The sequence below is a fragment of the Chitinophaga pinensis genome, from assembly GCF_007896845.1.
Classification (GTDB): domain Bacteria; phylum Bacteroidota; class Bacteroidia; order Chitinophagales; family Chitinophagaceae; genus Chitinophaga; species Chitinophaga pinensis_C.
In genome coordinates this window covers 1-12,660 of sequence record NZ_VOHS01000055.1, presented here as the reverse complement: position 1 = coordinate 12,660, position 12,660 = coordinate 1, and the positions used below count along the sequence as shown (strand labels likewise).

Genomic DNA, 12,660 nt, shown 5'->3' with positions numbered 1-12,660 from the left:
ATGGCAGCAGCAAGACAAATAGGTACATTCGAGGCGATCACCATGGGCATCGGGCATTTCCTGTCTCCATTGGAGCAGGAGCTTGCCGGCGGAAAAGCACGGGATCTGCTGGCATCGCTGGGATTGCAACTCCCACCTGCTGCAGATGGCGTGCCTGCCTTCTCTAATGCCATTGCTGATACCTACAATAACGCCAAACAGATCCCCACGCTGATCAGCAGTCTGGTCACGGCTATTGATGCGGAGAACATCGGCAACATCTTTAATGCTTCCAAAGATCTGGCGCAGGCGATCGTCAATACCATCAAAGGCTTTGACGGTGTCGCGACTGCTATTAACGGACTAAGTGGCCCTACCGGCATCCCGGGACCCGTGCTGAATGACTTTGCGACGAAGCTACCCGGGCGTCTCATGGATTATCTCATTGTGCGTAATATCGAACAGGCGCCAGTGATACCGGAAGTGTTGGAATTCATTGGTGCGATAGAACGGAAACTCGTCAATGCCGGCTCGGGCGATCCTAATCTGCCGGAGTTTGAAGAATACAGGTTCCATATCGATAAACTCATGGACTTCCTGTCTTCTCCGCTCGACCAGTTAAAAGACAGGTATGATTGGGGCTCTGGTACTTTTAATGGTGATAAGCTATTACCTGCCTTACAGCATCTGGCTAACTGGGCAGGTTATCCGGCGGTGATCGATACCAGTGTCAGTCCGAATGTGCTGGATATCCTGTTCGCAGAAATCTCTCCTAAAACTGATATCAATCCAAAAGGAATCAGCATCCGGCTGGTAAAGAAAATAGAAGTAGACAAAACTATTCCTTTCAATCAGGGCGGTGACTGGCAACTGGAAGCACTGATCAATGGCGATATCGAATCTTCTACGGCGGTGACGATTCAACCGGATGGCAATATCACTTTTGCGCCGCCGGCTGCGACTGTCAATGGTGATTACGGTGTACGGTTTACTTCCGGTAAAGCAGATGGTACGCCCTTTATCATTTTCGGGCAACCCGGTAATTCCCGGCTGGAGGTCAAACAGTTTATTCTTGAAGCAAAGACCAAATTAAATTTCGGTACCAGCACTGCCCCAAGTGCACCATTTGTGATCAGTGGTGATATTAAGGGTGGTAAACTCATTATTGATACTTCCGGAGCAGATGGTTTCATTAACAAGCTACTATCCGGTATCAAGATAGAAAATGAGTTTGAACTGGGTATGGGGTTCAGCTCTTCACAGGGTCTTTTCTTCCACGGCAGCAGTGTGCTGGAAGTACGACTGAATGTACACCTTTCCCTTGGTCCGATAGATATTAACGGACTCTATCTGTCCTTCGGCATGCAGGGCAAAGAGTTTCCTATTGGTCTGGCGACAGATATCAAAGCCAGTCTGGGGCCTTTGAATGTCGTGGTAGAAAACTTCGGTGTACAGGCAAAGATCAGTGTACCCGATGACCGCAAAGGCAATGCTGGTCCGCTAAATTTCGACATTGGTTTCAAACCTCCCAAAGGCGTCGGTTTATCCATAGATGCCGGCATTGTAAAAGGTGGCGGTTACCTGTATTTTGATTTCGATAAGGGAGAGTATGCCGGTGTACTGGAACTCTCCATTGTTAAGATTGTCACTGTTAAAGCCATTGGGCTTATTACGACAAAGTTGCCCGATGGCAAGCCGGGCTTCTCTTTACTCATTATCATCACCGCAGAATTCGGAACCGGTATACAACTCGGTTTTGGCTTCACTTTACTGGGACTTGGTGGTTTACTCGGTTTAAACCGGACCATGTTATTAGAGCCACTGGCATCAGGTATCCGTACGGGTGCGATCAACAGTATTATGTTCCCACCGGATCCTGTAGCCAATGCCCCCCGTATTATCAGTGACCTGCGGACTTACTTCCCTCCTTATGAAGGAAAGTTCCTGATTGGTCCGATGGTCAAACTCGGATGGGGCACACCGACGCTGATCAGTGTTGCTTTTGGTATCATTATAGAGATTCCCGGTAATGTGGCCATCATTGGTGTATTGCGGATCAATCTGCCGGATGAAAACGTACCGATCGTTACCATCAATGTGGCCTTTGTCGGTGCGCTGGAATTTGATAAGAGCAGGATCTGGTTCTTTGCATCCATGTTTGACTCCCGGATCCTGTTTATGACGATGGAAGGTGACATGGGATTGCTGATGGACTTCGGATCCAATCCGAACTTTGTACTGAGTGTAGGTGGATTCCATCCGCAGTTCAATCCACCGCCATTACCCTTCCCGAATCCAAGACGTATACATATTGACGTACTGCGTACACCCGTAGCACGTATTACGGCGGAGAACTATTTTGCCGTTACTTCCAATACCGTGCAATTTGGCTGTCGCGCGGAATTCTTCTACGGCATCAGCGCTTTTAATCTCCATGGCGATTTCAGTTTTGATGCACTGTTCCAGTTCTCCCCTTTCCGGTTTATGATTGACATGTCCTTCTCTCTGGGCATGGATGTATTTGGCGTAGGGGTGTTTACGGTACGACTCAAACTACATCTCAGCGGACCGGCACCATGGAATGCCCGTGGTACAGCCACCTTGTCTATCGACCTTTGGCTGTTCTCTATTGACATCTCCGTTGACTTTGATATTACATGGGGTGAGGCGGACAATCCGAAACTGCCGGCCATCGATGCTATTCCGATCCTTGTGATCGAATACAACAAGGCAGATAACTGGAAGGCAGAGATCCCTGCGAACCTTACCCTGCTGGTATCACTGCGCAAACTGGATACGACAATAGAAACATTGGTATTGCATCCACTGGGTACTTTGCGGATCAGTCAGCGCGCCATTCCATTAGGCATCAATGTAGACAAGGTAGGCGCGAATCCTGTTCAGGATGCCCATCTGTTCTCCGTGGAAACTGCCAGTCCGGGTTTAACCATTACCACCGTCGCTCCGCAGGAAAAATTTGCTATTGCACAGTTTCAGGAGATGAGTGATGCCGATAAGCTATCGCGTCCCGCATTTCAGGAAATAGATGCAGGTGTTGAGCTGGCCTATTCCGGCAAACAGTTAGGTTCTTCCAAAGTGACAAAGCGCATCGTACGCTACGAGGTCAAGATCAATGATGTGGATGGTAAACGCCGTGCGTTCCGCTGGTTTAAAAATATAGGTACCCTCTTCTTCCATTGGCTGGGAGGTAATGCAGTCAGTTACTCCTCCTTGTCTTACAGCAGGAAAAAGGCTATGGTACCGACACTGGCTGATGACAGGATCAAGGTCGCACAACCCGGTTATGTTGTAGCGGGCGTAAATGACAACAAGCCATTATCCAGCGCACCGGTGTTTGCCTCAGAAGCGCATGCGCATGACTATCTGCAGAAAACGTTTATCAATAATCCCGGGATGATAGAAGAGATTCATGTCATCCCAACATTTGAAGCCACAGCAGTATGAGTATTGCAACTTATTCCTTTCTGCCTTACCTGCGTCAGGGACTGGCAAACGGTCTGCAATCATCCGGCGGAGCCCGCGGTACCTTTACCGTGGATCTGAAAGTACGTGGTGACAGCACCACTGCCCCTGTTGAGCAAAAGAAGGTGGAGATCTATGGTCCCGGAGACATTGTCGGCATAGATCCCCGTGCTATTGTTAAGACTGACCCCCACCCCTGGATTACCAATTTTGAGCCGAATTACCTCGCTTATATCGACTTTTATAGCGAAGACTACCCCTGGCGCTATACGCCGGTACAAGCGACCGGAAAACGCTTAAATCCATGGATTTCACTGGTCGTACTGGCAGAAGGGGAGTTTACGGAAGTCGGTCAGACAACAGGACGACCATTACCTGCCATTAAACTGAGTAATCCGGGTATACGCGACTTCTTCCCCAAAGCAGATCAGCTTTGGGCATGGGCGCATGTGCATATGAACGGTGACCTGACCGCCAGCGACAGTACCATACTGGTAGACGGACAGGCAGCTGTGGATGCCGCATTGGACAAGTTGCAGGCAACGCTGAACAATAATGCGGACATGGCGTATTCCCGCCTGATGTGTCCGCGGAAATTGCTACCCAGCACGCCATATCATGCATTTGTGATCCCCTCTTACGAGAGTGGACGTCTTGCTGGTCTGGGCGCTGACCCTGCAGCTATTGCAGCTGCGGCCCTGAATATTGGCTGGCAGCAACCCAATGTAGAGTTTCCTTATTACTACCGCTGGCAGTTTAATACCGGCAAGGAAGGTGATTTCGAATATCTGGTACGGCTCCTGAAACCGAAAGTAGCAGACAGTCGTGTCGGCAGACGCGTCATGGATATGACCAGACCGGGTGCTAATCTGAAATGGCAGGAAGACCCTGCGCACAATCTGGGTGGTATACTCCGCCTCGGCGGTGCATTACAGGTACCAGACGAAGCGCTGACAGATGAAGAAATTGAAAAGAAGGAAAAATTTGATAAATGGGCCATCCGTAATCTGCCGGCCCTGCATCCTTTTCAGGTGCAGCTGGCCGGCTTTTTAAACCTTGCAGACGACTATAATCTGCTCAAGTCTGCGGATGCCAATGTAAACGCGAAAGAACAAAGTCAGCTGGATATCGATCCCAACGAGGATCAGGATCCGCTGATCACACCACCTATTTATGGTAAGTGGCATGCGATGGCAGAACGTGTATATGTAGATCGTAATGGTACACGTATAGACAACAACTACAACTGGCTGAATGAACTGAACCTGGATCCCCGTTTCCGCGTTCCCGCGCATTTTGGGACACGTGTGGTACAGGAGAATCAGGAGGATTATATGGAGGCAGCGTGGGAACAGATCGGCGAAGTATTAAAAGCTAACAAGAAAATACGTTTTGCCCAGTTTGGCATGGCAGCTGCTACTGCTTTGTATAACAAGAATCTGATAGAAGCGAATGCAGTATCTGCACCTAAAACATTGCTACTGACAGCCCCCGTGCAGAAGCGGATCATGTTTAATAACGCGACTGTGTTCCATAACATGCGGCAAAGTGTATTACCCAATACGATACTGTCAGCGCCTATGCGCAGGATTGTGAGACCGAGGGGACGTATTGCCTTTCATCTGGAAAAACAATTACCTGCCGGTGAAAAAATACGCCTCGAAACGGTTGTCACCAAGATCAATGACGGAGAAATATTACCCGCTCCTCCGAAGACGGTCCCTCCTGCCCTGCCAACTGTCGATGAAGTAGCAGGCAGCCTCGGACCCAATATACCGCCCTTCCTCAAAGATCTCTTACGTCGCCATAAATGGCTGCCACTGGCAGCGCTGGGTATCGCAATACTGATTATACTCCTGTTATTGTTGTTTGGTGCGGGCGGCGGATTATGGGCTGTGGGTGTGGTGATTGCAGCCGGGTTTGTGTACCTGTGGCGCTTATTATCACAATGGGCAAAAGCATTGAATGCGGCGGAGGCAGTAGCTTCTGACAACCTCACGCCGGCTTCGGTAGATGAAATGCCAAAGAGCACTGATTTCCATCTGACCGACATAGGCGACACATTCAGACCCAATACCGGCAATACAGACAGTGCAAACAGCGTAAAATTCAAACAATCGCTGAAAGACATGTACCGTCTCTTTGAAGGCGTAAAAGCGGACATACCTGCGAAACGCATACCGGTCAAACTCGATCTGCAGCAGGTGGCCACAACAGTTGTAACTCAACTGCAGCCACAAAAAACCATTCCTGCGTGGATCTGGCAACAGGTATTCTTCCCACCGTGGATCAGGGACCAGATCGATACAGAACGTTTCACCGAAGCCATGGCCTATCCGAAGATCAACAAACCGATGTATGAGGAACTGAAGAAAATCTCGGATGAACTCTTCCTTCCCAACGTCGATAAGATAGAGCGTAACAGTATGACCCTGCTGGAAACCAACCAGCGTTTCATCGAATCTTACATGGTTGGGCTGAACCATGAGTTTGCGAGAGAACTCTTGTGGCGTGAATATCCCACCGACCAGCGCGGTAGTTATTTCAGACAGTTCTGGGATGTATCCAGCGTATTGAAAGATCCGGCCTTACAAGGCAAAGCAGAAGAAATTGCGCGCGAGCCTTATTATGACATACCGAAACTGCATTTCTGGCGTAGAGCCAGCAAACTGGGTGACCACGATCATCGTCAGCCGCCCGGAGAACCCCCAAAAGAAGAGATTGTACTGGTGATACGTGGTGAACTACTGAAGAAATATCCGACTACGGTCGTATATGCACACAAGGCCATCTGGTCAAAGAACAGTAATGGCCAGTTTGATGTGAAGCTGATCCGGAGTCTGCATATGCAGGCGGAAGGCGACAAAGAAAAGCCCGATCCGGAAGTGGTACGCACGCCTTTATATCAGGCGAAGATCGACCCGGATATTTATTTCTTCGGATTTGATCTCACAGTAGACGAAGCGAAAGGAGAAAACGAACCGGCGAATCCAACGCTGGAAAATGCAGGGTGGTTCTTTGTACTGAAAGAAAGACCCGGTGAAGCAAGGTTCGGATTAGATGTAACTGCTACGGATGGCGGCAATCAAAATCTTGTCAGCTGGAATGATCTGGACTGGGCGAGAGTATTACCGGGTGATGGCGCTATAGACGTACTGAACCTGCCTGCTCCACTGACTCTGCCTGCGAGTGCGCCACCAGTAACCGACCCCAATAACACAGAAGAAACAGGACAAAGGGACCAGTATCTGGATGACAAGCAGATTACCTGGGACAGTAATGTGGATGCCGCCAACCTCGCCTACATCCTTTACCAGGTGCCCATGATGGTGTGTACACATGCGGCAGACATGCTTTTAAAGAAATAAACTAATTAAACAGATCATGGCCGATTTTGAACAAACCCGGAATGAATTAAGCAAAGGTCGCAATGATCGCGACAATGCGCGGCTGGACCTGAACAGTGCAGCATATCAGTTACGTCGCCTGCAACAGGAGCGTGATGCACTGGAAAGACAGAAAGGAGATAATAACCCTACGTACTTAAAGCGTCGTGCAGAACTGGAAAAGCAACTCGCGGCTGCGAATAACAACTATAGCAGACAACAGGAAAGATTTAAAGGTATCAGCGGACAACTCGTTGAACTGGAAAATGCTTTTGAATTTTTCACAGATCCCCGTCGGGAGCTGAGTGCACACTTCTCTAATCAGACCCCGTTCCTGTTATTCCCCTTACGTCTGGAGACCCGCTTCAAGACCGTTGACAATGTTGCGCAGCTATGGGTGCGTGTCTATCCGGATGAGTGTCTGGTGGATGGCTTTGAACCTTTACTGTCAGAGAAAGAAGTGAACAATGCAGCCCGCTTCTGGGCCGAATATTATAGCGCAGGTACTTCTGCTGATCCTGATAATCCGGATCCTGCGGTAGTCAATCTACAGAAAGCCGCATGGGCATTGCTGGTTGGCGCAGCAGGTGATGGCAGGGCTGCCTGGATCACCCGGCAACTAAAACCAGATGAAACCAACAGCGTATTCCCCTTACGCACGGAAGATGCAGTTATCCTTGCGATTGCTACCGACAACTGGAATGCTGCCGCGCAGGCGCCCATCTTTGATCTGTTTACAAAGTTGTGGTATGCGTACGGCAATGAGGCATTATCTGTACAGATAAAAGATCAGTTCAATACAGCGAATCCGACGCTGAATGCGGATACTGTTTTTAACACCTACCGGCCCGTTAATTTCGACGACAAGTTACCTGTCAATATCAGGAAAAGAGAAGATGCCGATGTAAAAATTGCGGTAGCAGTCTTCCCGGATCTGGCGGATAAAGCCGGTAAGGCACATGGCTGGTCACAGGCATCCCGTGTGAATTTGTTACCCGAAAGACTAGCATTGATCCGGTATAAAAACAACACCGCCATGGAGCCGGTATTTGGCAGGACCATTCCGGCCACGCTGGCAACCAGCCCCGATCCTTCTGAAGATGCTGAAAAACAGTTTGAACAGAATGAGGCATTTGATATGGAGTTTGCTGAGGAGATCAGGTGGGTGGCTGATTTTGACAAAGCGGTCAGCATCGGCATGGGCTTCCGTATCAATCTTGCACCCGATGAGGTGAATGGTTTTCAGAGGCTGATTGTACTCGGCGTACGCCTTGGCAGTGATGCCGTTACAGGCAAGCAACAACTGGAAACATTATTCGATCATCATTACTTTAGTAAAAAAGGATTTACCCTGTTACCACAGGGTACACCGACCAACAATACCGGCAGCAGTAATTCCGGTTATACCGGTACAGAAGATCCAGATAAGACCTTCGACCTTTATTTCAAGGGGAAAGCAGGTTTTACAGAAACGCAGGATACCAATCTGAAACGCGATGGACAATGGATGGCGGAATGGCTGGGACTGGATTATGCAACCTTTAAAAAAGTACTGTATAGCGATCGCAAAGATCAGGCAGATGCCCGTAATATGAATATTGCCCTGTGGCCCGGTACGATGGGTTATGTGTTGGATGCCCTGATGCAGGGAGGATTTACCGGAGAGACACAGCTAAATACCCGGACCTTCTTTAACAGTTACGTCAGTGGCCGGGGTGCAGTACCTGCCATCCGTATCGGCAACCAACCCTATGGTATATTGCCTGTAGCCCCTTTTCAGAGGCTGGAATGGCTGAATCCACAGACACCGGTACCGGGGATCGCTGTCATCAATCAGAGCTTTCCTGCCTTCCTCAGAGGGCTTTATCAGCTGCTGTTGCAACTGCATGGCCGCTGGCGGGATGACATGCTGAATCAGGTGCCTTTTGTGGCAAAGGCGTCTTCTCAACCTTATCAGGATTTGCTGGATATTATCGGACTTCATCCCAACTCCGTTGAATTTCATCGCCGGTATCTGGAAAGTCTGATCGAGATGAAGAATAAGGTGAGCATTATTAATCCGGCTTTTCAGTTCAATAGTGATGTGGTCAGTGATGCCGTCAATTTATTGCAATCACTTAAATATCCAACGGAGATATTACCACAGATAGCTGCATTATTAGGCCTGCCATGGGAAATACCTATCCTGCAACTGATCGATGATCAGCCTTTATCCGAAGAAAAGGTATCCGTGAATATACCGCAGACCATAAAAACTACATTGCGGCGCTGGTGGCCCAGGCGAGTAAATCTCTGAATGCAATACGCACAGGTGAAGGCCTGTCAGAGAGACCGGCGGCAGAGTTATACCGTCTGTTGAAGTATGCGCTTGAACTGGCGTATCATAAGAGTGCGGTAGATGCTGCGGAAGAAAAGAAGGTCTTCAATGCACAACAGATCCTTGCGATGCGTACGGAACAACCGTTTATGCATCAGCAATGGAAAGATACGGTAACAGAAAGCCGTTATGCGCTGTTGTACGATACGGTGCCACAGATATCAGCCAATAAAACGGTTTCTGAATATATCCGGGATTCTATCTTCCTTGCAGAGATTCCTTTCCATTCGCGTTATCTGGCGTCACAGCTCAAGGCATTGGAAAACCTGAGCGATGCTTCTACTGCAAGACTGGAACGTGCGTTTGTTGAGCATCTGGACAATTGCCATTACCGGCTGGATGCATGGAAGAATGGTTTGTTGACGCTGGGTTTGTCAGACATGCGCAATAACCAGCCCGGCGCTCATTACGATAATCGCAGTACGGGTATTTTCCTCGGGGCATTTGGGTGGCTGGAGAATGTGAAACCTGAAAAAAATAAGGTACTGACACCTAAACAAATTCCGGAAGAATTAAAAGACGACTTCAACAAAAATGGTGATAAGGTCTTTGTAACAGATGCTGCGAATGAAGGGTATATTCATACGCCGTCCCTGAATCAGGGTGTAACGGCAGCTGTATTACGCAATGGCTATATTTCGCATGGTAAGCCGGACGCCAATAATGTACTGGCGGTGAACCTCTCTTCCGAAAGGATACGACTGGCGCTGTCTGTTATTGAAGGTATACAGGGCGGTCAGCCGCTACCTGCCTTATTAGGCTATCATTTTGAAAGAACCTTGCATAACCGCAGTGACCTGACTGCTAAAAAGATCGACAGCTTCATCTATGCGATCCGCAAGATATTTCCGTTGAATGCGGACCAGTTAAAGGACACAAGGGTATCCAATACCAACGATCCCTCCGTTGATCCGGATACCGTTCCGATTACTGCCATTGAAGCACGTAATGTGGTTCATGGCAGTAATCTTGTAAAACATGTACAGCAACAGACGGGTGTCAACCGACAATATCCATTCAATTTAGCATTGCCTGACGGGGAAGCCGTTATCAAGACGGCTATCACGGAGACTGTTTTACAGATCATGGATATCGCGGATGCGATTGCTGATCTGGGTATAGCTGAGAGTGTACATCATGTTGTGATGGGCAATACGGAGCGGGCGGCTGGTGTACTGGAAAGTTATAGTAAAGGAAACTATCCGCAGGAACCGGATGTGATACGTACACCACGTAGTGGTCCGACCCTGACCCATCGTGTGTCCGTTCCATTTACCTATATAGCGACCAATGCAGGCGGAGCGCCCCGTGCTTTGTCAGAGCCATCTGTGAACCAGTGGCTGACCAGCATCCTGCCACCATTGAATAAGATTGTTTGTCAGTGTGCATACTTTAGCAGGGCTGATGGTCTTGAAAAGAAAATGGAGATACCGCTACAGGCCATCGGGTTAGATCCATTGGATCTGCTGTATATGCTGAATGCACTGGATACGCAATCGCTCAACGAGCTGGACGACCGTTTGTTATTCTACATACATAGCACTGCTGATCCGATCATTGACAGTGCGATCACCTTTAACTACATCGAGGAACCGGCAGATACCAGTAAGCTGTCTGTGTTTCAGGTGATGCCATTGGTGAAAAGTCTGCGGGCGCTGATCATTGAATCCAGTCCGCTGACACCCGGCGACGTGGCCCTGCCTAATGAAGTGGATAAAAACGAGTTGCCGGCACCGGAACTCTCTTCGCAAAGAGTAGTCGGATTACGGGATAAACTGGCCGGTGACCTTGCCGCCGCTAAAGGAGCAGGTGGTATTATTAAAGCGTTACAGGACCTTCCTGCCTTTGATACACTGACTGATCCACAGGCGGAGACCATCCGGCAGGATGCAGACACTACCATGCAACGTTTTGCGGCATTCCTGCTGACATTGGGCAGCTATGGATTACCACAGACCAGCATAGGCGGTATCTATGCGCAGCAACAGCAATGGTATGTGTCCCTGAAAAATAGGTAAAAGAACTGGGAGATCGCTGGGCACAGAAAGCCACCGATTATATGACTTTGCTGACGGCCAATCCGGTTCCAACAGAAGAAGTGCTGCTACACCTCGAAAGACTGATATCTTCCACCACAACGACCGGTGTTACCTTAGTGATTGTCCAAAATAAAAAGGATCTGTTTGACGCAGAACTCGATAAACTGGCGCTCATTCTCAGCACCCGGTACAATGTGTGTTTGCGCTTATACAGGCTATCCGGAATGTAAATACCGCACCATTCGATAATGTCACACTGGATATCAGCGATGAGCTGCGTCAGATACCTGTATTCATTTATGATTACAGGCACGTGCAGCAGCATTGCTCACCGAACTTGAAACAAAGAAGATCCTGCGATCAATGCTATTCTGGGTGATCTGCCGACATTGAGTCCGGCGGATCAGGCGAAACAAATAGAGGCTGCTGCCCGGATCATCCTTGGTGATCAGTTCAAACTATTCCCCGTTATGCGTTGCCGCCTTCGCAGCAAACAGAGATCAGCAATTCATGGAATGATACCACTGCGCTGTTGAACCATCTGACGACTACCGCAGGTTATCTGAATCCGGTAGAGGATTGGTTGCACGGCATGGCACGTGTGCATGACAAAATGAAACACCTTGAGAATTGTGTGCTCCTGCGGGAGGCTTTGGTATGGCGGAAGGAGATATGCTGCTGCATCCGGTACAGTTGCCGTATCTGACTGAAAAGTATCATTGGATGGCGATGCCTTTCCCACAGGCGGAAGTGGATCTGGAAGCGCAGAACATATTACTCTATACAGCTTACACACCCGCGTTGGCGCCTGCACCGAATGAGGTCTGCGGAGCGCTGGCAGATGAATGGACGGAGATCATTCCGGCTACGGAAGAAACGACGGGTATCACCTTCCATTATGACCGTCCGAATTGTGAGGCGCCACAGACGCTGTTACTCGTGACACCTTCCCGGCACACGGGTAACTGGGACTGGAATGATCTGGTAGATTCACTGACACATACACTTGAATCAGCTAAGTTGCGTGCAATAGGTCCCGAGCAGTTCAAGGATACCCATTTGCCACGCTGTTGCCTGCTGTCATCGCTGTGGAGAGTCTGTATCCTTACTCCATTGTACTGGACAACAAATTACATTACACCACTATCGCTTAACCTTCGTTATGTTAATACCTGCCGAAGTCGATCTGAAACTGATTACCAAAGCAAAAGCCTTCCCCATCTCCTACTCCTGGAGCCGGCTGGAAGGACGCCCTGTTACCGATAACTTTGACCGTGCGCTGAAAGCGGAGGTAAGAGATGCGCTGTGGATGCTGACCCGTCAGTGGCAGCTGGGTGAGTTTGAAGGAGATGATGCAGGATCGCCTGTCACCGCAAAAATCTGTACGTCTACAGTT

6 protein-coding genes and 1 pseudogene are annotated in these 12,660 nt (G+C 49.1%); all 7 read left to right on the top strand.

Annotated features, from left to right (window positions below):
- Positions 1-3,444, top strand: a complete 3,444-nt coding sequence (locus FEF09_RS26935; protein ID WP_146307973.1) for a DUF6603 domain-containing protein — start codon at positions 1-3, stop codon at positions 3,442-3,444.
- Positions 3,441-6,830, top strand: a complete 3,390-nt coding sequence (locus tag FEF09_RS26930; protein ID WP_146307972.1) for a hypothetical protein — start codon at positions 3,441-3,443, stop codon at positions 6,828-6,830. Before FEF09_RS26935 ends, FEF09_RS26930 begins: the two co-directional genes overlap by 4 nt.
- A gap of 16 nt (positions 6,831-6,846) precedes the next feature.
- The gene (locus FEF09_RS26925) at positions 6,847-9,144 is read left to right on the top strand and encodes a hypothetical protein (protein ID WP_146307971.1); all 2,298 of its coding nucleotides are present in this window, start codon (positions 6,847-6,849) and stop codon (positions 9,142-9,144) included.
- Positions 9,120-11,243 (top strand): hypothetical protein, encoded by a 2,124-nt coding sequence (locus FEF09_RS26920; RefSeq protein WP_146307970.1) that lies wholly within the window; start codon positions 9,120-9,122, stop codon positions 11,241-11,243. Before FEF09_RS26925 ends, FEF09_RS26920 begins: the two co-directional genes overlap by 25 nt.
- 41 nt (positions 11,244-11,284) lie before the next feature.
- Positions 11,285-11,494, top strand: coding sequence for a hypothetical protein (locus FEF09_RS26915; RefSeq protein ID WP_146307969.1), 210 nt, complete (start codon positions 11,285-11,287; stop codon positions 11,492-11,494).
- 245 nt (positions 11,495-11,739) lie between these two features.
- Entirely contained in the window at positions 11,740-11,970 is a 231-nt protein-coding gene (locus FEF09_RS32015) for a hypothetical protein (RefSeq protein ID WP_222597176.1), read from the top strand.
- 456 nt (positions 11,971-12,426) lie between these two features.
- Positions 12,427-12,660: pseudogene (locus tag FEF09_RS32010) on the top strand (hypothetical protein); the annotation flags it as partial.

What these genes read in the sequence shown, in the direction of transcription:
- FEF09_RS26935 (WP_146307973.1), top strand. Translation starts at nt 1, where the DNA reads ATGGCAGCAGCAAGACAAATAGGTACATTCGAGGCGATCACCATGGGC.
- FEF09_RS26930 (WP_146307972.1), top strand. Translation starts at nt 3,441, where the DNA reads ATGAGTATTGCAACTTATTCCTTTCTGCCTTACCTGCGTCAGGGACTG.
- FEF09_RS26925 (WP_146307971.1), top strand. Translation starts at nt 6,847, where the DNA reads ATGGCCGATTTTGAACAAACCCGGAATGAATTAAGCAAAGGTCGCAAT.
- FEF09_RS26915 (WP_146307969.1), top strand. Translation starts at nt 11,285, where the DNA reads ATGACTTTGCTGACGGCCAATCCGGTTCCAACAGAAGAAGTGCTGCTA.